Genomic DNA, 24,111 nt, shown 5'->3' with positions numbered 1-24,111 from the left:
ACGATAGCCTATTAGATGTATGGGCACATACGACGAACTGCTGCTTCGTCAGACTTGTCCACCATCTTCAGACCGCGCAACTGGCGAATACGCTTAGCTGATTTCTTGGTCAAGATATGGCTTTTGAATGCTTGCTTACGCTTAAAGCCGTTCGCTGTTTTTTTGAAGCGTTTAGCTGCACCGCTTCTGGTTTTCATCTTAACTTTCATGATGATTTGCCTCTTTGTCTTTGATAGAACCTGGTCGTCAAATAGTAAAAACGAATAGTGGCTGTGAAAACAAGCACTAAACCTCTATTTGCCTCGAGGTGGGAGGCGCTATTTTAACAGATCATGCGCAGTTTTGCCAAGGAAAGTTTTGGCCGCCTTTATCGTATGTTGTTCTTTCTAATAACAAATACCCTACCACTTATTTTTATCTTCCAAACCTTGATTGTTAGCCGCTTAAAGTACAAGCTTAAAAGTAAAAACTGAGCTACAAAAAAACTATCAATAGACAGTTAATAGAAACTAAGGTTAGCTAAGTAAATAGTTGGGTATTATTTACAATTATTGGTTTATCAAAACTCCGCTCAGGTATAATTGTGCTTTAATGACTGATTTAACATATTGAATGTCAGCTTAAGCTGTGTTTAAGTAGAGATTGCGCGTTGATAAAGCGCTCACATAAATGATAGATAGGCTGAATGACCTTTATTTAGCGAATACTTAGCGGCTTTTTATTACTGACTACTTTCTACTTATAAGACGATAGATGATGACTTTACCTGCTTGGCTGGCTGCCGTGAATTTTAATGCTGATGGTTTGATTCCTGCAATTGCGCAAGATCATGTGTCAGGACGTATTTTGATGATGGCGTGGATGAACGCCGAATCCCTACAATTGACCGCGCAAACGCAGACGGCGGTGTACTTTTCGCGTTCACGTGCCAAGTTATGGCATAAGGGTGAATCCTCTGGGCATACCCAACGTGTGCATGATATTCGTCTAGATTGCGACGCCGATGTGATTGTGCTGAGTGTGACTCAGGCAGGTGGTATCGCTTGTCATACTGGTCGTGAGTCTTGTTTTTATCAGCGTTTGGATGTATCAGGGCAAACCCCTGAGTGGCAAACGGTCGACAAAGTATTGAAAGATCCAACAGAGATTTATCATTCAAATGCTACAGCACAAGCTACTCCTGAAATTAATGAAGTACCATCTCAAAATAGAGTTCATTCGAACACCAATCAGAATGACAGTAGCCTCACCACGCGCTCTATTTTGCAACAGCTCGATGGTGTATTGGCAGAACGTAAGCAAGCAGATGCTGATAGCTCGTATGTAGCAAGCTTATACGCCAAAGGTCTCAATAAAATATTAGAAAAAGTGGGCGAAGAGAGTACAGAAAGTATCATCGCTGCCAAAGACTTTGCTAATTGCAATGAAAATACGGATAAAATCCAGTATGACGAAGCACGCAATGAGCTCATTTATGAAGTGGCAGATGTTTGGTTCCATACCTTAGTGGGACTGGCATGGTTTGATATAGAGTCAGATGCCGTATTACATGAGTTGGGTCGACGCTTTGGTTTATCCGGTATTGATGAAAAAGCCGCTCGCTAGCTTTTGTAAGGTTAACAATATTTATAACATGAATATGTTTTGCCATTTGAAGAGTGTTAACAGTAATAACAAGCGAAACCACTGCCCTGTTTGATTATTGTTGCTTTCACCTTTTTGTCACAAGTGCAGGTTATAATATAGTGACGTTTCACTTCGCATAAGATGTCGATATCTTTTGTTTACGATAGCAATATTCTATACACTCAACGTATTCATATAAAGACTGAAAACCAAGACATAAGGATAGCATTATGGGCAGTTTTTCCATTACGCATTGGCTGATTTTATTGGTCGTGGTTGTTGTTGTATTTGGCACCTCCAAACTAAGAAATGCCGGTAAAGATTTGGGCGGCGCGGTCAAAGGTTTTAAAGAAGCCGTCAAAGACGAGAATATCGAACATGCTAAAAAGCAGGTGGTGCTCGATCATGATGGTAATGCACACCCTGAAGAGCGCCCAACAACCACCAAGGTTGATGACACACATAATGTATAGCATTTAGACAGTGGCATTGGAACATTATGTTTGATATCGGGTTTTCTGAATTATTACTTTTTGGCGTCATTGCCTTAATCGTCTTGGGACCAGAAAAGCTGCCCCAAGCGGCACGCACCGCTGGGCAATGGTATGCCAAAATTCGCCGTACGGTGTCTACCTTGCAGTCTGAAATCGAAGCAGAACTTGATTTGGCTGAAACTCGCCAACTAATGCAAAAAGAGCTTGCCAAAATTCGCCAAACTGAAGCAGAAATGCGACGTGAAATGGCAGAAATGCGCGGCAGTATGCAACAGTTTGAATCCTCGCAAAACCAGCATCTAAAAGCAGCGCATCAGCCTACAACCGATAAAGTGGATAATACGAATCATAAAAATGATGGTGAAAAAGGCGATAATTCGTCCGCGTTGCCAAAAGAGTTTGACTATACCTATGACAGTTATGGGTCAGATAGAAAGTCAGAAGAGTCTGAGCAAGCAGAATCAGCGGCTCAAGATAATGACGATAGTCTAAAAACTAACTGTAGTGACAATGCCAAGCAAGTGATTCAAACCGTCACAACTAGACCATGGGAAAATATGTGGTTCCGTCTTGGCGCTTATGATAAAGCAAGGCGTCTGCCGCAACCGCCCTATTTACCCAATTATAAAGCCGACATTTTATTAAACAGCGCTATCAACCGTTTAGAGAATCCTTTACATAAACAGGCTTCTGTTAATAAGCAGGAGATTGAGTAGTGGGTTTATTTAAACGTAAAAAAAGCCGTCAAGAAAAGCTGACAGACTCAGTCATTGAAACCGAGACAGAGTCAGCAAACAGTAATGATTCGGACGATATATTAAGCTCATTGGCTGATATGCCTATTACCGAACATTTGATTGAATTACGTCGACATCTGATTAAGATATGCGTCGCCGTGTTGATAATATTTTTGGCGTTGGTCGGATTTTCGCGCGAGCTCTATAACTTTTTATCTGACCCTTTGGTTGCACAGCTACCCGCCAATTCGACAATGATTGCGACAGACATCACCTCCAATTTTATGGCACCCATACGCCTTACCGTCTTTGTCGCCGCATTTTTTGCCATGCCGTATATCTTGTATCAAATTTGGTCGTTTGTGGCACCTGGGTTATATAAAAAAGAGAAGAAAGTCGCTATTCCCGTACTGATGTCTTCCATATTTTTATTTTATGCCGGCGTGGCTTTCTCTTATTTTATTGTACTTAAAGGCGTTTTAAAGTTTTTTATCATGTTTGCGCCGCAGAACGTCTTGCCAATGACAGATATCGACAGTTATTTAAGTTTTGCCCTCAAACTCTTTATGGTATTTGGGCTGACATTTGAGATTCCTGTGGTCACTTTACTATTGATATTGGCGGGTGTCGTCTCCATTCAGAGCTTAGAAGACAAACGCCGTTATATTATCGTTGGCTGTTTTGCCGTCGCTGCAATCGTTACACCACCTGATGGCGTGTCGATGTTGATGCTCGCCATCCCGATGTGGTTGTTGTTTGAGCTGGGATTATTTTTAGCGAAAATCTTGATTAAAGAAGAGCGTAGCCTTGATTTGACAAACGATGCAGGATTAAAGAAAGAATAGCTCTACTTATCAGGCACTTATTCCAAAAACAGCCTACACGCTAATCTGTTAATATAATCCGCTTACTTCCACCGTTATTTTCTATTAACTTTTTTATTATTGTCATGTGCGATTGCAAATATTTTGCAATCAACCTCATCTGACCAGTCAGCCATTGTCTATGCAGTGGCTTTTTTTACCCCCGTTATTTTTGCCCCCACTCTAGTTTTTTAGGTAGCTTTATTATGTCCGCATCTATGCCAGCTTATATGAGCGATCCCACTGATGAGCAGCTGAACGCGCTAAATATGGCGATGGATCATAAGTCATTTAAAGTGGTCGCTTATGCGGGCGCAGGGAAAACAACAACGCTCAAATTAATCGGTGAGCGTCTGCGTGGCCGCGGCTTATATTTAGCCTTTAATAAAGCCATTGCCAATGATGCGCGGCAGAAATTCCCCGGTCACGTCGATTGTCGTACTTTTCACTCACTAGCCTATCGTCATGTACCACGTGATATTACCGCCAAATTGTCGTTGCCGCGTTTTTCACCCAAGCGTCTTGGTGATGATTTGGGCTTACAACCGGTACAAGTTCGTCGGCAAATGGATGGGATTAATAAATATATTACTCTCACGCCAGCACGGCTAGCACGATTCGTGAGTGATGCGGTGAGCAATTTTTGTAGTACACACGCCAGTTATCCTGCCCCAAGGCATATTGAATTTCCAAGCTGGCTCGATGACTCTGATGCCGAGCAGCTGCGTGAAATGCTCTACCCTGCTGTTGAGCAGCGCTGGTTACAGTCGATTGATGCACGCCATCCTGCTGGCATCGGGCATGATATTTATCTCAAACTTTGGGCACTATCGAAGCCTAGTATTCCAGCAGATTTTATTTTATTTGATGAAGCGCAAGATGCTGATCCCTTGATGATGGGTATTTTGACCCAGCAGCCGCGGCAAGTCATTTACGTTGGCGACGCTCACCAGCAGATTTATGAGTGGCGCGGGGCGGTTAATGCGATGAAAAAACTGCCATTGCCGCAGACTTTATTAACGCAGTCATTTCGTTTTGGCGAACCGATTGCTGAGATTGCCAATACTTTGCTCAAAGCACTGCAAGAAGATATTCCCTTAAAAGGCAATCCTAATAAGCAATCTTCTACCGAAAAAGGTATGGTTCATAGTAAAAAAGACGCCATTCTCTGCCGTACCAATGCTGCTGCAATGTCGCAACTATTAACGGGTTTAAAGCTCGGTCATAGAGTTGCTCTGCAAGCAGATACTGATCGTATGCTTAAATTCTGTCAGGCAGCTGAAAACTTAAAAAATGGCAAATCGGCATATGGTGTGCCCGAATTAGCCTATTTTTATAATTGGAGTGATGTACAAGAATATTCTGAAACCAATGAAGGCAGCGATCTAAAAACCTTAGTAAAATTGGTCGATGATCATGGTACTAATGTACTCAGCCAAGCGGTGAATAGTTTATCCAGTATTGAAAATGCCGATTATGTCATCTCAACCGCACATAAAGCCAAAGGGCTTGAATGGGGCAAAGTACAGCTCGATGATGATTTTTATTATGATGTGACGACCAATGCGGTCAAAATCAGTCCAGAAGAGCTGCGTCTCCTCTATGTGGCTTGTACGCGTGCGCAAAGTAATTTGGACATTCACAATATCAAAGATTTGATATCAGGATTGCAGACCGGTAAAAAGGTCGTTTTTGGTAATACTTAATAACCTTTCATCATCTTCTCAATACCCGACTATTCCACTTTATGTAATGAATAATTAGCCATGAATAACATCCAGCCGTCTAACACTTCATCTTTATCTCAAGCACTGCAAGAACGCCAAAACACCGTACAGCAATTATTTGCCAAGCCTGTTCGTCTTCTTGCGCCAATGGAAGGCTTAACCGATCCATTAATGCGCCAAATCCTAACCCAAATTGCGGCAGACTTGGGGCGTCCTTATGATTGGTCAGTGAGTGAATTTATTCGCGTGACTCAGCATGTGTTGCCAGCGCATGTGTTTTATAAATATGTGCCAGAACTGCATCACGATGCTAAGACGGCCTCTGGTACGCCGATTCACATTCAACTACTCGGTAGTGAAGCGCAATTAATGGCAGAAAATGCCGCCTATGCTTGTGAGCTTGGTGCACCTGCGATTGATATTAACTTTGGTTGCCCTGCCAAAACGGTCAATAGCCATCGCGGTGGTTCCGTATTGCTTGATGAGCCTGAAGTGATGTACGACATTATCAGTGCCGTACGCCAAGCCATGCCTGCTCATATACCTGTATCAGCGAAGATTCGCTTGGGCTATACCGATAGCAGTCGCATGGATGATATCAAAGCTGCGATTGCGGCGAGTGGCGCAGATTGGCTGACCATTCATGCACGCACCAAGACCCAAGGCTATAAACCGCCCGCTTATTGGGACAAAATTCAGAATTTTAATACGTTGCACATTCCAGTCATTGCCAATGGTGAGATTTGGAATAGTGAGCAGGCGCAAAACTGTATGGCGCAATCAGGTACGACGCATCTGATGCTAGGACGTGGTGCAGTCACTCGTCCCGATTTGATTGCTCAGGTTGACGCCAATAATAACGATACAGAAATGCTGAAAGCCTTAGCGTGGCAAGATTTAATTACCCATCAGATTAAATTTTTAGAAGGTGCGGCGAAAAGCGATGTGGTTTTAGTGGGTCGTTATAAGCAGTGGCTAGCGATGCTGACCAAAGGCTATAGCGAGGCGAAAATAGTATGGGACGATATCAAACGAGAAAAAAACAAAGCAGTGATTATCAAGGCGCTACAAGCAAGCGTTTATTAATGAATCACTACTTTATTGATGACACGCTCTATTGCAAAAACAGCTCGTTTTAAAATAGCCCTCTTAGGCTAATTGGCTTACATACTGACCCGAATCGCTAAATAAAATAACATCAATGAGCAAGCCATCGATAGCACCCAAAGAATAGAGCGAAAGGTTGCTAAATTAGTAATATAAGCCACGCAAAACCCAATACGAATCAGCACATAAAGCCAAGCGATGGTATTAATAATTAATTGCGGTACAAAAAACAGCATCGCAACCAACACTGCCGCCAAAAATATGGGCAAGGTCTCATAGCTGTTTTGCTGGGCTGCATTAGCACGTGCTGCTGCTCCCGTTGTCCCTTGTAAAAAATCACGCGGATGGGCATTGTCAGCTAAATTAAAGCCGCCAATTGCTTTTGCCGTTAGCGCCATCGCCAGTGGCAGCAAACTTGCCACCACCATTGCCCAAATACCTGACGCTGCGCTATCGGGAATCAACCCAAAGAATAGACTCATTAGTATAATCTTCCCTATCCTGCTATGACTTCAAAATCGTGAGTCACATTGACGCCGCCCTGTACTAGCATGCGACTTGCTGAGCAGTATTTTTCTGCAGACAGTTTGATTGCCTTTTCCACTTGGCTTTCTTTGACATCTTGTCCTGTCACCACAAAATGCATATGAATGTCAGTATAAACGGCTGGCACGGTTTCGGCGCGCTGAGCGGTCAGCTCACAGCGTACGTCTGTCACTTCTTGGCGCGACTTTTGTAAAATTGCTACCACGTCATAGCTTGCACACCCTCCAAGCCCCAATAGAATCAGCTCCATTGGGCTTGCGCCTCTTTCTTTATCGGCATCGATTTGGACATTATGTCCTGATGGTGACACACCCATAAAGGCTTTGTTTTCTTGCCACGTGACGCTTGCTTTTGACTCTGACATCTTAAATATTCCTTGTTTTAATTGGTACGATTTTGAATTCGCACGCTTCTTAATTCACATGATTTTTGATTTGTATACTGACGGTTTTTTATTTTTTGAAAAATAATATCTTTTAGAAAAATAACTTCTTTTGCTAGTGTAGCATAAGCCAAAACTAGATTTATAACGCCTTGCTGTTATTGAACTTTCATCAAACGCTTTAGCGTCTGTTTTTTATAAAACACTATTTCGCACCGAATCTGATTGTTAAGTATTTATCTTGATAGCATTATTCAAACTTATAATTTTTATAAAATCTAGCAAAAATGACTTACAAAAGTCTGCCTATAAACCACTGATTTTAAAGCATTAATCTTGTGAAACATTTTATAGCAAAATACTGTTACACATTTGGGTTGTTTCTTGGTTTAATAACGGTAATGAATCTTATTTTGTCATGGCACCGATAACAATCACCCTATAATAACTATGATTGCTGTCATTGTACCTTGTCGAAATAAGCTATTTTTAAACATTTTAAAAGGGTTTAGTCATGATAGATGCAGACGGCTTTCGCGCCAATGTCGGCATCATCTTGGCAAATACACAAGGGCAGGTTCTGTGGGCAAAACGTATTGGTCACAACGCTTGGCAGTTCCCTCAAGGCGGCATCGACCGCGGGGAGACGCCGATGGATGCGATGTATCGCGAGCTCTGGGAAGAGGTCGGTTTACATCCGCGTCATGTGGATCTACTGGCGGTCACGCAAGATTGGTTGCGCTACCGCCTGCCGAAACGCTATGTGCGTCATGGGCAGTATCCTTTGTGTATTGGGCAAAAACAAAAATGGTTTTTGCTGCGCTTAGATGAGCCGAATACTCAACATATCCGCTTTGATGAAGGTAAACCAGAATTTGACCATTGGCAATGGGTCAGCTATTGGTATCCACTCGGACAAGTGATTCACTTTAAGCGCGGGGTATACCGTCGCGCCTTGCAAGAATTAGTGCGCGAATTACCGCTTAAACAAGAACTGATTATTCCAGAACAAAACAACCACTTGTTGGTGGAATAAATAGTTAGAGTTATTTTCTAATAGCAAATATAAAAGAGCCTGTATCTAGTGATACAGGCTCTTTTATATTTATAAGCACTCAACTTATGGCTTGATAGCGATTTTTAAGACGCCATCACGCTGATGCATAAATAAATCATATGCTTCTACAATATCGTCTAGCGCATAAGTATGTGTCACCATCTCTGATAGATCCACACGACCTGACTCAATGACATTCATTAAACGGCGCATACGCTCTTTACCGCCCGGACATAGAGCCGTTCGAATAGTATGGTCACCAAGACCTGAGGCAAAGTGAGCCATCGGAATGGTTAAATCTTCAGAATAAACACCGAGGCTCGATAGTGTGCCGCCTGGTTTTAATACTTTCAGCGCCTGCTCAAAGGTAGTTTTTAAACCAAGTGCTTCGATACTGCTATCGACACCACGCCCACCAGTGATTTTCATGATTTCATCAACCACATCAACTTCTGTGAAATTAAGCGTAATGTCCGCTCCTAATTTCTTCGCCATCGCTAGACGCTGATTGTTACCATCAACAGCGATAATCAGTGATGCACCTTTGAGTCTTGCCCCAGCAGTAGCACATAAGCCAATAGGACCTTGTGCAAAGATAGCGACAACATCACCGATCTGAATATTAGCATTTTCTGCACCCTTGAAGCCTGTCGACATAATGTCAGGACACATCAGCACTTGCTCATCAGTCAGTCCATCTGGCACTGGACATAGATTGGCCTGTGCATCAGGCACTAGCACATATTCTGCTTGCGTACCATCAATGTGATTACCAAAGCGCCAGCCGCCGGTCGCTTTATAACCATGACAAGAGCATTTGCCATCAGCATCAAGATAGCCGCCATCTTGTGAGGGAAAGCCATCTTGGCTAGCAATAAGAGGTAAATGTTGGACAAATCGCGCCAGCGATGACTCGTTGTCCTTCTTTATAACCCATCACTGCACTACCTAGCTTCTCAATAATACCTACCGGTTCATGCCCAATCGTCAACCCTTTTGCAACAGCATACTCACCTTTAAAAATATGAATATCGGTACCACAAATCGTCGTGGTGGTAATTTTTAGTAAAGCATCGTTCGGGCCGACATCAGGAATTTTCTTATCAACAATTTCAATTTTACCTGGCTCAACGAATATTAATGATTTCATCATAGTCATATCGTACTCCTTGTTAAACTGACCTCTGATTAGAGGATAGTAGGCATTCTTAATGGCGCTTAAATGACCTATATATCCAGTGTATGTCATCAGAGTCACTATTAACAGTTAAATCCCTAACTATATTAGGGATTTAACTGTTAATAGTGACTCTGTAATGAGACTTAAATAATAACTAGAAAAGCCTAGCCATAAGTCAGAGTAAAACGACAATAGATAAATTACTGATATTCTCGACTCTGTAGTTGAGCACAGAAGATAGGGTCGTCATCGATAGGACTTGCAGATTGATTTAAAGTCAAAATGCTTTGGGTTCGAGTACCGTATGTCGGGACGGTAGCATCCATGCTAAACAAAGCAATAGGCTCAATATAAATAGAAGATAGTGCTCGCTCAATCTGCTTAGCGACACCCGTTTCGGGCAGTTTATTTTCTGGCGCTGGCGTTTTATCGGACAGCACGGCAAAGGCAGCTTCTTGCCAATATTCAGGAGCGCTATTTTCAGCAATCAACGGTATGACTTCTTGTCTTAAACGGCCACGTAACTTCTCAGTCTTAAACCACTCTTCCTCAGGCTGACCGTTCGAGAATACATGCAGCCCCAAGTGTAAAGCGGTTGGCGCATGACCACGGTTATTAACGATGACGGCCTGCGTTGCATCACCAATAATAAGATTAAAGCCTGCATAATCTTGTAAGCTGATTTGTCGCGCAAAGTCCATCGGGCTTAAACTACTGATCAAGAAATCCGTGACCAATTCACCACGCGAGCGTTCATCGTTACCTGCCTGCACGCCATCACGAAAGTTCAATACCGCCGCCCAACGTCCGTTCTGCTCGTAAAAATCGCCATGTTGCTCTTGATGTATGCCAAGCCACGTACCGCCACTTTGTTTATCGCGTCCTGCATAAATAGACTTATCCGCCCATTGATTTAGCGGCTCTGTCGGACGCTGCAAGAACTCATCTCTATTGGACAATAAAACCAAAGGCAGCTCATCAAATAACTGCCAAGCAATGGCGACGATACACATAGTTTTCCTTTTATATGATTATTATATAAGCACTTCAATATAAAATAGAGTCGTTCAAAATAGCGTTCTGCCAGGATATATTTTCCTCGCTTGCTGTGCGCTTCGCACTCGAGAGGCTTCACAAAATCTATCCTAGCAGCACTGTATTATTTTTAAGTTAAATGTATTCCATAGTTCTAATTTAGCATTAATTGGTGCTTAATTTTTTATCCGCAGGGTAGCTGATTTGATACGTCGATTGCACGACTTGCGCTTGTTTACTCGGCAAATCAAACTCCCAAGCGACCATACCTTTGTTATCATTCCAGTCTTTTTGGCTAATAGCTGGGGTGTGCGCCGCAGTGACTTTAATACTGTCATCACTGCTAACTGGCTCAGCGCTTAACACTTGCAAGCGCACGTTACGATTGTGCTGATTGGTAAATTGATAAGCTTGGGTGATGGTTTTGGTTTGTTGACGGTTAAATACGCCTTTATCACCTTTTTTATCTTCATCAGTCAGCTGTTTCACAAGTAGGCTCGGATCAACACCAAAACCCATGCCCTGCTCTTTTAGGCTCTGGTAATCATAGCGCGACTGCCCGACATAGTTATCATCACGATATAGCTGTAATGAGCCATCAGCCCAAGCAGGCGTCAAAAACGGCGCGGATGCATACCAATAAGCGGCGATCTCGGCACTTGGGGTGCTGCGTAGCCAAAGCTTACTGGTGCCAGACTGCTCATCGATAATAGTGCGTACGCGCCTGCCATCACTAGGAATACTGACACGCTGCGGCAGGCGGTACTCAGTAATACCATTTTTATTTTGACTGCTCACCGTAAAGCTCGGTAGCGGTGGCATACTTTCTCCCGATGCACCGCCGCCATAACTGTCTCTCGCAGAAACGACTATTGGAGCTGCCTCCATCATAGGCGATGCATAACGGCTTAACTTAGCTTGCTCCTCTTCATACAATGACAAACGCTCGACTCTGGGCAGCTGACTGGTGGTAGTTTGATTGGGATTAACGGTGCTTAAAATAACGGGTACATTGTTCCAATTCTCTCCCGTTTGTTGGGCGATGATGGCAGAGGCGGTGATATTAAGCTGCTTGCTGTCTGTATTTAAGCGCGCTTGATAAGTCGGCTCCCAACTGGCACCGCGCACCTGATAATGCAGTTTAACGGTGCTTGGTGTGCGACTGGCGGTGCGTACACTGACTTGGGTCACACTATTCTGTTTTGAGGTAGTACTGCCCGCTAGCAACTGATTCAGCGCATCTTTCGCTTGCGCCTCTCGCTGCTGTAGCTCGACAATCCTTTTATTAATACTGGCCGCTTGCGTTTCTAAATCACGGGCATTATTGGCAAGGGTGGCAGTCGTATTGATTTGCGTGACCTTGGTCAAATTTTGCAAATAAGCTTTGGTTAAACGTGCGGCTTCTAACTCAGCGCTTATGTCAGCTAAGTTACTCTGCTGGCTTTTTACTGTAGCGTCGCCTTGATATTGGCATTGTGCCGCTTGCTCAGCGCTTAACGTTTCGATACTGACTTCGCCAACATTCACGTTACCAACAGCTTGAACGCTGATACTATCTGGTTCGATGGTTGGCGATAAGCAAGAAAAAACCAGTGTCTGCTCACCGCTACCGCTGATTGGTAAGGTACGCGTTACGCTAGCTAAGCCTTGGTAAATGGTGATATTTTCAATATTACTCATCGCCGCTTGTGCGCCTATAGGAACCCACAGCGTTACGCCTGATGCCACTATGCCTAGCAAAGATAATGTCGATAAATATGGCTGCATGAGGCTTCCTTAGAGATTGAGTCGTTTTTTTCATCTTATCGGTTTTTTTAGCGCTTTGCTATCCATTCAATTAAGCATTCACTGATCATAGTATTCCCAAGGGATGAATTTTGCTATTATGAGCTACATTCCATTATCAATAATATGATGCTCTTATGATGATTCACCCTCAGTATAATCCTGTAGCGCTATCTTTGGGACCAGTAGAAGTGCACTGGTATGGCTTAATGTACCTACTGGCCTTTGCCGCCGCTTATGGTCTGGCTTGGTATCGCAGCACCAAACGTGACAATTGGACCACCGATATGGTCTCTGACTTGGTCTTTTATGGCGCACTTGGTGTCATTTTAGGCGGTCGTATCGGCTATGTGCTGTTTTATCAGTTCGGCGAACTAATGCAAAACCCCGCGTATTTGTTACGAGTTTGGGAAGGCGGCATGTCTTTCCACGGTGGTTTTATCGGCGTCATGTTAGGCATGTGGTTCTTTGCGCGTAAATATAAGAAGACCACTTTTCAAGTGTTCGATTTTATCGTGCCCTGCGTGCCAACTGGCTTATTATTCGGTCGTATCGGTAACTATATCAATGGTGAATTGTGGGGGCGCGTCTCAGATGGTGGCTATAACTGGTTGACCTATTTCCCGCAAGCCGCTGCCTTTGATACGCAACAACTGCAAACCAATCCTGAGCTACAAGAGTTAATACTTGAGGTAAATGGGCAGTATTTACTACCGCGCCACCCATCACAGCTATACGAAGCCTTTGCCGAAGGTCTGCTGCTATTTATCTTTTTATGGTGGTATTCATCAAAACCGCGCCCACGTATGGCAGCATCTGCGGTGTTCTTATTAGGCTACGGTATCAGCCGCTTTATCATCGAGTTCTTCCGTCAGCCAGATGCCGACCAAGGATTTATCTTATTAGGCTGGATGACTAAAGGGCAGCTCTTAAGCGCACCGATGATTATCGCTGGCTTAATCATGCTGATTTATGCTTATAAGCGCGGTATTTATGATTGGGGTAAGCAATCAGCTTATTAGCCCTTACTTAGCATCAATGTCTTTATTAACAGCGATATAAAGAATTATATTAAAGATACGTTTTAACAGCGTAAAAGAGCAATTTTATGAGCAGTAATTATTATACCAGTAAAAATGAGCAAGCCTATTTAGACTTGCTACAACACGTCCTTAGTCATGGCAGCGAAAAAGGCGATCGTACCGGAACCGGTACACTGAGCCACTTTGGCGCGCAGCTACGTTTTGACTTAGCAGATGGATTTCCATTATTAACCACCAAAAAAGTCCATTTTAAATCTATCGTCTATGAGCTATTTTGGTTTTTAAGTGGCAGCACTCACGTTGATTATCTGCAAGAAAATGGTGTGCGCATCTGGAACGAGTGGTCGACTGCTGAACAAACGGCGCGCTTTAATCGTCCTGCTGGTGATTTAGGGCCAGTTTATGGTCATCAATGGCGCAATTATGGCGCTACTAAAGATGAAAACGGTATCTACAATAACGATGGTATCGATCAAATTACCCAAGTTATTGAGCAAATTAAGACCAATCCTAATTCGCGTCGTTTAATCGTTTCTGGTTGGAATCCCGCTGAAGCGGAGCAAGTTGCTTTGCCACCTTGTCATACCTTATTTCAGTTTTTTGTGGCCGACAATAAACTGTCATGCCAGCTCTATCAGCGCTCAGCGGATTTATTCCTATTATCCCCCTATAATAGGAATTCACAGTATGGAGCAATGAAACATATATAATAGTATCCATACTTCAGCTTTTAGATCGATGTGGCAGATATTATGGATATTAAAGTTTGTACCGATATAGAACTAGATTTATCAGAGTCTTGTTTAATCAGTAAGACTCTAAACTTATCTTTGGATCAAATAGTTAAGGTTAATGGAGTCGGTGTATTTGATGACAATGGTAAGATCCTTCCTATTATCTCTGAGTACTTATCGTATCATTCTAATCATGAAAAAATATCCTATAAATCAGCCGCTACATACGGTAAAAACCTAACTTATTTCTTGAACTACATTCGTACTCGCCCAGAATACGATAATAATGAGTCTGATGAGGTGTTCATTACAGTTCCAGGATATGTGATTCAAGAGTACCTAACGTTCTTAATTAGTGAGGATAATAAAAGCTCATCTACTGTTAGGAACCGCGATGCTACGATACGTGCTTTCATTGAATACCTTTGTAGCCCTACAGAAGATCGTGAACCGCTTAGAGAAGACAACCCATATAGTAATGGGTATCTGTCAAAAGTACCGAAGAGAACACAAATTAACTCGTGTAGTCTTGATGACCTTTTCATTTTGATCGAATCTACTAATTCAGAACGAGAAAGAGTTTTACTGCAATTTCTATATGACTCTGGCTTACGTCGTTCAGAGCTACCTCGAGTTACTCTCCAGGACTTTCAAGATACTAGTAGATTTAATTCTGAAAGCTTTATTTCCTCCAATACCGATCAGCCTATTCATGCCAACTATGTACCTTTAAAAGTAAAAGGAAGTAAAGGTCGTGGTAATCAGATTAAACCACGCTGGACTCTAATTAGCTCAGCAACTATCAAACGTGTGCAAAAATATCACGCATCTCCCTTGTATAAAAAATATGCTCGTAAATATTTAAAACCATCTGAAACACCAGCGTTCTTTAATGCCAAAGGCACTCCCTATACTCCAAGCTCGATCAATAAGCTACTTGAACGTGTCAGTAAACGCGCAATCAAGCACGGTCGACTCAATCTAATGATCTCACCACATAAGCTACGGCATGGCTACGCTTATGCGATATTACAGTCAAATGATTTAGGAGCCGATTATTTAGATCGACTCGTTATTGTCCAAAAAAATCTAGGACACAACCAAATTAATACTACTCATATGTATACAGACATTCCTCATGACATCTATAACAGTATGTGTGACGAGAATGGTGACTTACTAACTAGAGCTGAGAAGATGAGGCGCTTATCTGAACAGACACAATTAAAAATTGGCATTAAGGACATCAAATGAAAAGGGATGGAAGAGCCACTGATCAATTGGTAAGTACATGGGTAGAAGGCTTATTAAAGAGTCCAAACCAACTCTTAGCCATACCACTTAACAGCCATTTAAACGCCCCTTGGGGCGTCAATATCACGTCTAAATTTTTAGCTGAAAAGACATCTATCACGATCAATGAAGCTACTGCACGAAAGCATCTCACTCTTCCATTGATAGAGAAAATGGCTGAGATGAAAGTTGTCATAAAAGGAGCCTCTAGTATAGAAAATATAACTCGACCGAAAATATTATATTGGTATAGCAACTTAAGTTTTGATGACAAGAAAAACCTTCCTCGTTTGACTAAATCTATAAACAATATCTGCTTCAAATCAATAGGACGCGAGCAGGGCTACTGGTATTATTTAGCAACTCAATATGAATTGATAGCAAAAACAATCGATGAGATTCATGAGAATCTCCTTAAACTGGGAATTATAAGTGCTGATTTTAATACAGGCGAGTCAAGAAAGCGTTCCATTAGAGACGACGAATCTGCTATCTTAGAGTGGGTATCGAAAATAGTTGGAGATACAGAAGCGCTGTGGGAAGTACCAATCAGTAAGTCTGATAGTACTTTAGGTTTCGGTGTATATGTTCAGTATATTCAAAAGGCTGTAGGTATCCCATACTCTATTGCACAGAAACACAGGGCTCTTACAAATCGTTTAATTGAGAAGATGATTGAAGAAGGGATTCTAGTGCTGCCAGATGAAAGCTATGAAGCTGCTGGCATCGAAAACAGGAGGAAACTATTAAACTGGTACAGACAGCTATCTGAAGAAGAAAAGCATACATTACCTATTTTTGGCAATAAGATTTCAATTGGGAAAATACCTTCAGGACAGTTCCCTATAAAAACCAGCTCCTTAAAATTTAATGTTGTTAAAGATGCTTTTGATTTAATCCATCAGGATCTAAAGGAACTTGGAGTAATAGATCCTAACTATAAGAGTGTTGCTGAACGAATATATATAAAAGACAATTGTAGAGAAGAAATTAATGAGAATCAGCAAGAACGTTTTAATAGACTAGCACTAGGAGAATTGAATACTAAAAGCGACTTTATTGACCCTTCAGAAGTAGAACCTTTTATTCAAGTTGAGCAACTATTTGCTTCGAGCAGTAAAACTGTACCTTCAGAATCAGGAAAGGAGAATTATAGAGTTGCGAGTAATTTATTTATAAAATTCTTATCTAAATTATACGGAAATGGACCTCTCAGTATCATAGAATATTTTGATGAGCATCTCCTATCTAGATATCGGAAATATTTAGAGCACAAGATAATAAATAAAGAAATATCAAGCCATCATGCAAATACAGTTTTGAGTTCAGTACGTAGAGCATTGGTTCGGCTAACTCAAATACGTGATATAGAATATAGTTTTTTCGATATAAATGGATTTTTTACAAGTAGAGAAACTGATGCTAACAAACCATTTACAATGAACGAACGCATCCAAATATTAGATGCTATTGAAAAAGAACTGAGTGAATCTAGAAAAACCCTTATACCCTATAATAAAATGGGTGTAGGCGAAAATCCTTTAAATAAAAAAGGTTTTATAATAAAAGGTCTCTCAACGCTCGAGAATGCACGATGGCTATTTGAAAACCCTTTGATGTGTAAGCCAGTCCATCATAATACAGCGAAATCACCTATCGAGAAAGCTTTCTTAAGAATTATAGCCAATTCAGACAATGGTCTGATTGAGATATATGACGAATGGGGTGTTACCCCAATGATAAACATAAATACACTAACGCCTTACGTTTTAAGGCTTGCTCAAATTACTGGTTTAAATGCAAATCCTTTACTTTCTCTTGATATAAACGATTACGTAGACTCCCACCCAGCAACATCACGGCCATGTCTTAGATATTGGAAAGAACGGTCTAATGGTCATAAAGAATACCACCTTGATCTTTTTAATGCAGAACTGACATGGCTTACATCATCTCAAGCTAAGTCAATAAAAGTTATTTTTGAAGAGTTAGTCCAATTGACGAGTGGTTTTCGACAAGACATTGAAGATGACGCTTTTAAAGATAGGTTGTTCATCTATCAGTCAGATAGTACAAAGAAGCACGGCAGAGTGTCTCCAATATTAGGAAATGAAGAAAGAAAGGCAAAAGCATTGGGAAATAGTTTGTCTAGGTTTGTTGAGAAATATAATTTAAAAAATGATGCAGGAGAGCCGCTAACTCTTAATATAAGTCGGTTTAGACCAACCTTTGTTAGTGAGATGTTAGACGGTGGAGTGACTTTACGCGAAATTCAGCTCATGTTAGGGCACTCCTCAATCCAAACGACTATTGGTTACCTCGACTCTTTTGACTTCAATACGGTAAGTAGAGTAAAGATAAACGATAAACTAAAAGAAATACATCAATCTACTTTGAATAAAAAAATCCAAGAAGTACCACAAGAAGTACAAATTAGAGATAATAACGAATTAGCAATAACCTTCCATACCCCTTTAGCAGAATGTAGAAATATTTTCGACCCTCCAGATTTTGTAAAAAACCTTTCGTCCTATATTCCTGGTACTCCATGCTCACAATACAATAAGTGTTTGGGTTGTGACAATGTCATTATTACAGCCAAAAACCTCCCTGAAATCTTTGCAATGAAGCGTGACTATACGCTTTTGACAGAGCACACTCGCGTTATGGACACCCCTTATGGGCATGTCATTTCAGAGAATATGGAAATAATAAAAGGCATTACAGACCCAGAACTTTCTGATTTTTCTTTAAAGGAGTTAGAAGATGGAAGACGTCTAGCAGAGTATATTGAAACAACAACACTAGTTGATGGGGTGATTTAATGGACTATGAAACAAAGTTAAATGTACTAACAGGTTTTGTAGAACATCGTTCCTATATTTTAGATGCTTTAGACCTTACGAAAGATCAAAATAAAGAGTATTTCCAGCATAAGCACGCAGATGATATAGAGTATATGACGTCTCTTATAGACAAACCTGTATCAAAATTATCAAAATTTTCTGACGGCATTTGGGATTTTAATAAAGATTATCCTAATGCTGCAAGAAATGTTCAGGGTCCAAAGCTCCGCATTATTTTTTCAAAATATACAGATATTCCGGTATTCGTTTTGATAGAAATGAAAATTATATTTGAGTTGGCTTTGCTCAACAATTCAATTTTTAAGCTTCAGAAAAAAGATGGTAAAAGTCGATCAAAAAAAACATTAAAAGCTAACTCCTTGATTCCGATTTTTGAAAGCGGTTTAACATTTATCAATGAAATATTCAGACAAGCGTCTTATGATCTAGGCTCCGCGTTCGTTCAGGAAAGGATCAGAACATTATCCGATATAACACCCGACCTATATTACAAAGCCGCTAAAAACTACGATCGCGTAAAAGGTGTAGAGCTAGATAGATTTTTCAAATATCTACGCAGTCCAGCTTCTGTTAAGTATGTATTTGAAAAGCCTATCGCTTATGTAGAGTTAAATAGCCTGAAATGGAAGAGACTTGCTAATATTAATACTTCGAAAAAAGAACAAGTACTGCCAGATCTAGTATTTGAAACTCTGTCAAAGATAGCTTCTTTTATTATAGTTGACTTTTTAAGTGCTATAGGGGCTGAAGAAAAAATATCTGATGTCAGCTCTTTAGAGCGTTTCAATACAAGCGACTATTTGTCATGGGCTGATCAAGAACAAGTCACTCATGAAATTCTAAATGGGTATATTGCTATTAGACTAGGAACTAAAGGTTATTCTGCGAGTTTCGTTACAAATATAGTGGAACCCTATAATTGGATGCTCAACAAACATTCTCATGTCATGGGTGGACGGACTTTGCGTGAGAAGTTATGGGAACGTGGTTATAAGCTAGATAATCTTAGAGAATACTTTAACCTCGTGGCGTATGCATGCATGTATTTAGTAGGTCAGTATACAGGTATGAGACCATCTGAACTATCAGAAGTAAAAGTTCAGGATTGTTCATGCTTAGTTCAAAGTGATGGCGTTTGGCTGATTGAAAGTACGGTCAAAAAACATAAGGATGAGAGTAGTACGGGTTTGTTTGACGACAGATGGGTAGCTATACCGATTGTTCAAGATGCAATATTAGCAGCTTCATATATTTCAAAAATTAAAGTTTCACCTTATTTAGTTTCTAATGTAGATACTGTTAAGCCAAATTGCCTTCCTCAGGCAATGGGTAGTACTGGCATTATTTATCAGATGAATAATTTTATTAGTAAGCTATTGGGTGAAAGCACTGCTGATGAAATAAAGTTCAACCCCTACATGCTAAGACACACGTTAACATATCAATTGTTTAAGGCTGAAGTGGGTCTACCTCTAATATCATTTCAACTGAAGCATTTTGTAGAGAGTATATCCAAATATACATCTACTGGCTCTACTTCAACAGTAACGCTGGGTTATGGTGATATAGGTGAATTGCTGTCAAAAGATGGGAATCGAAAAGGTGATAAAAAATCACTACGTCGAGCAGCTGAATTAGAGGCTATTAAAACTGCCCATAATCCAAATGGCATATATTATGGTGGTAAAGCGAATGAGCATAAAAAAGGTCTGATCAAGACGTTTAGTGGATATATAGCTGAAGGCTATACGGAAGAGGAAGTGTATGAGGCTATGGTAGATCAAGGGGTTGCCATGGTCTATATGGGACAAGGACTCTGCTATGGTGGTAGAGCGGAAGAATATGACTCAAGCCTACCATGTATTGGTTCACTACGTTGCAACCCAGCTCGATGCAAACAAGCCGTTGTAACTATTAAACATGCTCCTAAATGGCGTGAAGTTTATACGTTAAATAAGGTCAATCTCAACAAGCCAGAATATTCACACAATCGGGAGCAAATTCTAGCAGCAATGAACGAAGCCAGAATGGTATTGGAAAATCTTGGTGAGGAAGTTGAACTATGAATGCTTATGACCAAAAGAATAGCGATGATTATGAAGCAAACACATTGTCATTGAAAAAGGCGTTATCAGACATTGAAGGCAACAAGAAGTTGAAAGCCACTATAGCACAACTTTCAGAAATGACTGGTATTCATCGGAACACCATCTCAAACAGAGTTTGGCCTGTCCAAAAGCTAAAACAGATCAGAGAGGCCCGAAAGACTAAAGAGAAATCACATGAAAAACAAGTACATTTAAGCACTACCGATGTAAAAAATGCACTTGAAGCAAAGCTAAGTCGAGCACAAAATGAGACTGTTTACTGGTTTAATGAACATCAAAATATGAAACGTGTCGCTCAACATTCAGATAAACGGTTACAAAAAATGAGAGAGTCACGAGATTACTATAAGACACTATCTGACACAGATAAGAGGTCACTATCAGAAGCTAAACAAGAGATTAAAAAATTGAGAAAAATGTTAGCTTTAGAAGATGTAACATCGAACCAGCTGATGCACTAGTCTATCGAAAACTACCTGTGCTATAAAAAGTATAAATTTAATTGCCTTTTAATTAAAAGCCAGCGAGAGCTTAGCTAATAAACATATACCCTATAGCATAAATCACATATATTAATACTTTATGCTTAACAGAAATTTATAACCTTTCTCAACTTTTACCTTATATTTATATCAAACTGAGAATGGATACGCAATAGACTGATGATACTGGTATCCTTCAACCTCAAAGTCGTCCAATGTTACCCATGTTTCAATATCTTCGAGAGACTTAATTTCAGGGTTAATGTGAAGTTTAGGGGCTGGATACGGTTCGCGTTTTAATTGCACATCACGCATTAACTCTAATTGGTCTTCATATATATGTGCATTTACAATCTTGTGATAAGCTTTTCCAGCCTCATGCCCCGTAATTTGAGCCATTAAAGCCAATAAAGTAAAAACCTGGACTTGATTGAAATTTTGACCTAATGGCACATCACAGGAGCGCTGGGATGAAGTTAAATAAAGCTTTCCTCCTAACAATGAAAACGTATGGGTATGCATACAAGGACGCAAACATCCCATATGGAACTCACCTGGATTATAGAAAGTTAGGATTTCACCTCGATCATCAATACCGTTCCGCAAGTTATCATAAATCTTACGAAGCTGGTCAAACTCCTCTCCTACTGAGTTACGCCACCTCCGTCCCTGTACACCATATACTCGGCCCATATCATCCTCACCTTTACGATAAGGATTAGCTAACCAAGCTTCATTTTCATTGGCATTGGCACTCCATGTATTGCATCCAATAGCTCGAAACTGAGCTGCGCTATCATAACCACGTAGATACCCCAATAACTCTGCGATAGCCGTTTTCCAATAGCTCTTTCGAGTAGTCACTAAAGGAAACTCATTAGCGCCTACGTTGTATTCTAAATCAGCATTAATAACGGTTAAGCAGCGCTTTCCAGTCCGTTCATTTTCGACCCATACGCCTTCATCAACTATACGTTGACATAAATCTAGATATTGTCTCATTCAATAACCTTAATTGGACTGTATACTTTTCTCATGAGGTAATTTCTTATTGGCCCGTGATCACAACACATTTTACCTCATGATTTTATTGAGCATTATAAAGTTTAAAGGCATGAATGTACAAACCTGTTCGTAAAGACTCATTGGCTTAAAAGTCTATCAATAGACTATACCTAAAAAATAAAACCTCTAAACGATACTCTATCTATCATTAGACTTATTTCTATTATTAAATGATATTAATATCATGATATTATCAATGGACATTAATTTATAAGTCTAAATAATATAGGTGGCGTTATGACCGTTCGTATTTATGTGAGAGCCAGCACTAAGGATCAAGACGCTAAGAGAGCCTTGTCTGACTTGATTAGCTTTAGCCAAAGCTATAACGATAACCTTGTTGAGTACGTTGAGCATTTCAGTGGTACAAAGCTCGATAGGCCAGTATTAGCTAAGCTATTAAAGGACGCTGATCAAGGCGATATTCTGCTGGTTGAAAGCGTGGACAGATTAAGCAGGCTATCTCAAGATGATTTTGCAATTCTAAAGCAGCGCATCAAAGACAAGGGTTTGCGATTGGTGGTGGCTGATCTACCAACTACGCATACGGTAAGTAAAGGCATGACAGGTGAGATCCTAACAGTGATTAACCATATGCTGATCGACTTATTAGCAACGATGGCAAAGCTTGATAACGATAAGCGTAGAGAGCGTATTAAGCAGGGGTTGGCGAACAGTGGTTATAAGCCCACTGGTAAGAAGCCTAATACAACGAAACACAATCGTATTAAAGAATTAGCCAGTCAAAACAATATGACGAAAGAGGAGATTGCTAAGGCGGTTGGTGTTGGGGTGGCTACGGTCTATCGGGTGTTAAAGCAGGGCTAACAGCTGAATAGTTGAGGTATTTTAAATAACAGTTTGTCTTTTTTATAGACACGATACTATTAGATACATAAGAACCAACTTGGAAGTTTTTAATCATGCAACCGACTTATTATAGTGTCTAACAAGTAATCTACAGTTTCGTCAAGCATGAACCGATGTAAACGTTAAATAACATTTTAGTCTGATTCATAACTTTTATTATTTCTTATTATTTATGGCACATCAGCTTGATTAGGTTTTAAAAGCTATTATCCTACCCAGTTTTTTGTCTAAGCCTCATAGATTCGAGAGTAGCTAGCCATATCAAAGGTAGGATAATCAGCGCAGAACCTATTAACAAAGTCATATTTGGTACTTCGTTAAACCATATGATTCCAACCACCACCGCCCCTAGTAAACCTGAGTATTCCGCACTAGAGACTTTGTATGCTTCAATGTGTCGGTACACCTGTACGCATATACCCGCATAAATCAAAATAAATACATTTGAACTGGCGGCCGTAATCAATGAGCGCCAATCAAATGGCTGTCCTTCCCAAATAGCCAAACCAAGCGCAAATGGGATTCCTAATAAATTGGTCAAAAGTAGAGTTTGATAGACAGTATGATGTTGTGGAAGTTTACGAACTAACAGATTGTTTAGCGCCATGGTTACCGCCACTATAAGGGCAAACACCGCCCCTAAATTGATCTGTTTCGGTTGTACGATAACGAGGATACCAGCAAAACCTAATATAGAGGCTGCGATAGTCGGAAAGTTTAATCTGTCTTTATAAAATAAAAAACCCAGTGGTAATACAAATAAAGGGGCGGCATAAAAAATAGCATTCGCAGTCGCAAGAGGCAGTGCTTGAAGAGACAGTACCATGAATATCACACCCAATAACCACACGTGACTACGAACAAAGTGCCATTTTATATTACTGAATAACTTGTTCTTTTTATTAATTAAGCAAAACGGCAACAGCATTAAAACCGCTGTGCATTGACGAAACAGGATAAATTGATATACCGCCGTCTCAGAGGGCAAGGCCTTTATCAAGGCGTCTGAGAAGACCGCAATGATATTTCCTAGTACCAATAGCGTCATGGCAAATGCAACACTCATCTTTGGCATTCTTAGCCTCCTCGCCCTACTCTAAATTCAGAAAC

General features: G+C 40.7%; 22 protein-coding genes and 1 pseudogene. 14 read left to right on the top strand and 9 right to left on the bottom strand.

What is annotated here, in order from left to right; genetic code table 11:
* Positions 1-11: 11 nt before the first annotated feature.
* Complete coding sequence (gene rpmI / locus JMW39_RS08830; protein WP_011281253.1) at positions 12-209, bottom strand: 50S ribosomal protein L35; 198 nt, start codon at positions 207-209, stop codon at positions 12-14.
* 547 nt (positions 210-756) lie between these two features.
* Here rpmI and hisI point away from each other — a divergent pair.
* The 6 genes from hisI (at position 757) to JMW39_RS08800 (ending at position 6,533) form a co-directional block, all read left to right on the top strand.
* Positions 757-1,605: a phosphoribosyl-AMP cyclohydrolase gene (hisI, locus tag JMW39_RS08825; RefSeq protein WP_201546169.1), complete on the top strand. Its 849-nt coding sequence runs from the start codon at positions 757-759 to the stop codon at positions 1,603-1,605.
* Positions 1,606-1,856: 251 nt separating this feature from the next.
* Positions 1,857-2,099, top strand: a complete 243-nt coding sequence (gene tatA, locus JMW39_RS08820; protein WP_201546052.1) for a Sec-independent protein translocase subunit TatA — start codon at positions 1,857-1,859, stop codon at positions 2,097-2,099.
* A gap of 26 nt (positions 2,100-2,125) precedes the next feature.
* On the top strand, positions 2,126-2,836 hold the full coding sequence (tatB, locus tag JMW39_RS08815) for a Sec-independent protein translocase protein TatB (RefSeq protein ID WP_201546050.1): 711 nt from the start codon (positions 2,126-2,128) through the stop codon (positions 2,834-2,836).
* Positions 2,836-3,702 (top strand): twin-arginine translocase subunit TatC, encoded by an 867-nt coding sequence (gene tatC, locus JMW39_RS08810; protein ID WP_201546048.1) that lies wholly within the window; start codon positions 2,836-2,838, stop codon positions 3,700-3,702. The genes tatB and tatC overlap by 1 nt, the downstream gene beginning before the upstream one ends.
* 224 nt (positions 3,703-3,926) lie before the next feature.
* Entirely contained in the window at positions 3,927-5,426 is a 1,500-nt protein-coding gene (locus JMW39_RS08805; protein WP_201546037.1) for a UvrD-helicase domain-containing protein, read from the top strand.
* Between the two features lie 60 nt (positions 5,427-5,486).
* Positions 5,487-6,533 (top strand): tRNA dihydrouridine synthase, encoded by a 1,047-nt coding sequence (locus tag JMW39_RS08800; RefSeq protein WP_201546035.1) that lies wholly within the window; start codon positions 5,487-5,489, stop codon positions 6,531-6,533.
* A gap of 77 nt (positions 6,534-6,610) precedes the next feature.
* Here the strand turns inward: JMW39_RS08800 and JMW39_RS08795 are convergent, their stop codons facing one another.
* Together JMW39_RS08795 and JMW39_RS08790 are read right to left on the bottom strand one after the other, a co-directional pair.
* Positions 6,611-7,036, bottom strand: coding sequence for an MAPEG family protein (locus tag JMW39_RS08795; protein ID WP_201546033.1), 426 nt, complete (start codon positions 7,034-7,036; stop codon positions 6,611-6,613).
* 14 nt (positions 7,037-7,050) lie between these two features.
* Positions 7,051-7,464, bottom strand: coding sequence for an OsmC family protein (locus JMW39_RS08790; RefSeq protein WP_201546031.1), 414 nt, complete (start codon positions 7,462-7,464; stop codon positions 7,051-7,053).
* A gap of 532 nt (positions 7,465-7,996) precedes the next feature.
* Between JMW39_RS08790 and JMW39_RS08785 the strand changes: the two genes are divergently transcribed.
* Entirely contained in the window at positions 7,997-8,518 is a 522-nt protein-coding gene (locus JMW39_RS08785; RefSeq protein ID WP_068403735.1) for an RNA pyrophosphohydrolase, read from the top strand.
* 84 nt (positions 8,519-8,602) lie between these two features.
* Here JMW39_RS08785 and JMW39_RS13325 read toward each other — a convergent pair whose 3' ends face one another.
* The 4 genes from JMW39_RS13325 to JMW39_RS08770 all read right to left on the bottom strand — a co-directional run bounded on the left by JMW39_RS13325 (position 8,603) and on the right by JMW39_RS08770 (position 12,521).
* Positions 8,603-9,280: a zinc-binding dehydrogenase gene (locus tag JMW39_RS13325; protein WP_265088451.1), complete on the bottom strand. Its 678-nt coding sequence runs from the start codon at positions 9,278-9,280 to the stop codon at positions 8,603-8,605.
* Between the two features lie 127 nt (positions 9,281-9,407).
* Positions 9,408-9,698 carry an alcohol dehydrogenase catalytic domain-containing protein gene (locus JMW39_RS13320; RefSeq protein WP_265088450.1) on the bottom strand — a complete coding sequence of 97 codons (291 nt, stop codon included), beginning with the start codon at positions 9,696-9,698 and terminating at the stop codon, positions 9,408-9,410.
* Between the two features lie 221 nt (positions 9,699-9,919).
* Positions 9,920-10,732 (bottom strand): NRDE family protein, encoded by an 813-nt coding sequence (locus JMW39_RS08775; RefSeq protein WP_201546029.1) that lies wholly within the window; start codon positions 10,730-10,732, stop codon positions 9,920-9,922.
* Between the two features lie 187 nt (positions 10,733-10,919).
* Positions 10,920-12,521, bottom strand: a complete 1,602-nt coding sequence (locus JMW39_RS08770; RefSeq protein WP_201546027.1) for a DUF4139 domain-containing protein — start codon at positions 12,519-12,521, stop codon at positions 10,920-10,922.
* A 155-nt stretch (positions 12,522-12,676) separates the two neighbouring features.
* Here JMW39_RS08770 and lgt point away from each other — a divergent pair, with 155 nt between their 5' ends.
* The 6 genes and pseudogenes from lgt (at position 12,677) to JMW39_RS08740 (ending at position 21,045) form a co-directional block, all read left to right on the top strand.
* The gene (gene lgt, locus JMW39_RS08765) at positions 12,677-13,561 is read left to right on the top strand and encodes a prolipoprotein diacylglyceryl transferase (protein ID WP_201546025.1); all 885 of its coding nucleotides are present in this window, start codon (positions 12,677-12,679) and stop codon (positions 13,559-13,561) included.
* An 86-nt stretch (positions 13,562-13,647) separates the two neighbouring features.
* Positions 13,648-14,289 (top strand): annotated as a pseudogene (thyA, locus tag JMW39_RS08760) (thymidylate synthase); the annotation flags it as partial.
* 45 nt (positions 14,290-14,334) lie between these two features.
* A complete protein-coding gene (locus JMW39_RS08755; RefSeq protein ID WP_201546023.1) occupies positions 14,335-15,570 on the top strand; it encodes a tyrosine-type recombinase/integrase in 1,236 nt (411 codons plus the stop codon).
* Positions 15,567-18,434 carry a site-specific integrase gene (locus tag JMW39_RS08750; protein ID WP_201546013.1) on the top strand — a complete coding sequence of 956 codons (2,868 nt, stop codon included), beginning with the start codon at positions 15,567-15,569 and terminating at the stop codon, positions 18,432-18,434. Before JMW39_RS08755 ends, JMW39_RS08750 begins: the two co-directional genes overlap by 4 nt.
* Positions 18,434-20,542 (top strand): site-specific integrase, encoded by a 2,109-nt coding sequence (locus tag JMW39_RS08745; RefSeq protein WP_201546010.1) that lies wholly within the window; start codon positions 18,434-18,436, stop codon positions 20,540-20,542. Before JMW39_RS08750 ends, JMW39_RS08745 begins: the two co-directional genes overlap by 1 nt.
* Positions 20,539-21,045, top strand: coding sequence for a hypothetical protein (locus JMW39_RS08740; RefSeq protein WP_201546008.1), 507 nt, complete (start codon positions 20,539-20,541; stop codon positions 21,043-21,045). The genes JMW39_RS08745 and JMW39_RS08740 overlap by 4 nt, the downstream gene beginning before the upstream one ends.
* Before the next feature lie 171 nt (positions 21,046-21,216).
* Here JMW39_RS08740 and JMW39_RS08735 read toward each other — a convergent pair whose 3' ends face one another.
* A complete protein-coding gene (locus JMW39_RS08735) occupies positions 21,217-22,068 on the bottom strand; it encodes a thymidylate synthase (RefSeq protein ID WP_201546006.1) in 852 nt (283 codons plus the stop codon).
* A 300-nt stretch (positions 22,069-22,368) separates the two neighbouring features.
* Between JMW39_RS08735 and JMW39_RS08730 the strand changes: the two genes are divergently transcribed.
* On the top strand, positions 22,369-22,959 hold the full coding sequence (locus JMW39_RS08730) for a recombinase family protein (RefSeq protein WP_068406590.1): 591 nt from the start codon (positions 22,369-22,371) through the stop codon (positions 22,957-22,959).
* A 253-nt stretch (positions 22,960-23,212) separates the two neighbouring features.
* Here JMW39_RS08730 and JMW39_RS08725 read toward each other — a convergent pair whose 3' ends face one another.
* Positions 23,213-24,076 carry a DMT family transporter gene (locus tag JMW39_RS08725; protein ID WP_095568368.1) on the bottom strand — a complete coding sequence of 288 codons (864 nt, stop codon included), beginning with the start codon at positions 24,074-24,076 and terminating at the stop codon, positions 23,213-23,215.
* Positions 24,077-24,111: the final 35 nt, after the last annotated feature.

The sequence above is a fragment of the Psychrobacter immobilis genome (assembly GCF_904846175.1).
GTDB lineage: Bacteria > Pseudomonadota > Gammaproteobacteria > Pseudomonadales > Moraxellaceae > Psychrobacter > Psychrobacter immobilis_E.
The sequence above is the reverse complement of the archived record's forward strand: the minus strand, read 5'-3'. Positions and strand labels throughout refer to the sequence as shown.

Excerpts from the sequence above, each read along its gene's own strand:
- JMW39_RS08790 (WP_201546031.1), bottom strand. The coding sequence starts at position 7,464 with ATGTCAGAGTCAAAAGCAAGCGTCACGTGGCAAGAAAACAAAGCCTTT.
- hisI (WP_201546169.1), top strand. The coding sequence starts at position 757 with ATGACTTTACCTGCTTGGCTGGCTGCCGTGAATTTTAATGCTGATGGT.
- JMW39_RS08730 (WP_068406590.1), top strand. The coding sequence starts at position 22,369 with ATGACCGTTCGTATTTATGTGAGAGCCAGCACTAAGGATCAAGACGCT.
- JMW39_RS13320 (WP_265088450.1), bottom strand. The coding sequence starts at position 9,698 with ATGACTATGATGAAATCATTAATATTCGTTGAGCCAGGTAAAATTGAA.
- tatA (WP_201546052.1), top strand. The coding sequence starts at position 1,857 with ATGGGCAGTTTTTCCATTACGCATTGGCTGATTTTATTGGTCGTGGTT.
- JMW39_RS08745 (WP_201546010.1), top strand. The coding sequence starts at position 18,434 with ATGGACTATGAAACAAAGTTAAATGTACTAACAGGTTTTGTAGAACAT.
- JMW39_RS08725 (WP_095568368.1), bottom strand. The coding sequence starts at position 24,076 with ATGCCAAAGATGAGTGTTGCATTTGCCATGACGCTATTGGTACTAGGA.
- JMW39_RS08755 (WP_201546023.1), top strand. The coding sequence starts at position 14,335 with ATGGATATTAAAGTTTGTACCGATATAGAACTAGATTTATCAGAGTCT.
- JMW39_RS08805 (WP_201546037.1), top strand. The coding sequence starts at position 3,927 with ATGTCCGCATCTATGCCAGCTTATATGAGCGATCCCACTGATGAGCAG.
- JMW39_RS08785 (WP_068403735.1), top strand. The coding sequence starts at position 7,997 with ATGATAGATGCAGACGGCTTTCGCGCCAATGTCGGCATCATCTTGGCA.
- rpmI (WP_011281253.1), bottom strand. The coding sequence starts at position 209 with ATGAAAGTTAAGATGAAAACCAGAAGCGGTGCAGCTAAACGCTTCAAA.
- JMW39_RS08735 (WP_201546006.1), bottom strand. The coding sequence starts at position 22,068 with ATGAGACAATATCTAGATTTATGTCAACGTATAGTTGATGAAGGCGTA.
- lgt (WP_201546025.1), top strand. The coding sequence starts at position 12,677 with ATGATGATTCACCCTCAGTATAATCCTGTAGCGCTATCTTTGGGACCA.
- JMW39_RS08795 (WP_201546033.1), bottom strand. The coding sequence starts at position 7,036 with ATGAGTCTATTCTTTGGGTTGATTCCCGATAGCGCAGCGTCAGGTATT.
- JMW39_RS08800 (WP_201546035.1), top strand. The coding sequence starts at position 5,487 with ATGAATAACATCCAGCCGTCTAACACTTCATCTTTATCTCAAGCACTG.
- JMW39_RS08770 (WP_201546027.1), bottom strand. The coding sequence starts at position 12,521 with ATGCAGCCATATTTATCGACATTATCTTTGCTAGGCATAGTGGCATCA.
- JMW39_RS08750 (WP_201546013.1), top strand. The coding sequence starts at position 15,567 with ATGAAAAGGGATGGAAGAGCCACTGATCAATTGGTAAGTACATGGGTA.
- JMW39_RS08740 (WP_201546008.1), top strand. The coding sequence starts at position 20,539 with ATGAATGCTTATGACCAAAAGAATAGCGATGATTATGAAGCAAACACA.
- JMW39_RS08775 (WP_201546029.1), bottom strand. The coding sequence starts at position 10,732 with ATGTGTATCGTCGCCATTGCTTGGCAGTTATTTGATGAGCTGCCTTTG.
- tatB (WP_201546050.1), top strand. The coding sequence starts at position 2,126 with ATGTTTGATATCGGGTTTTCTGAATTATTACTTTTTGGCGTCATTGCC.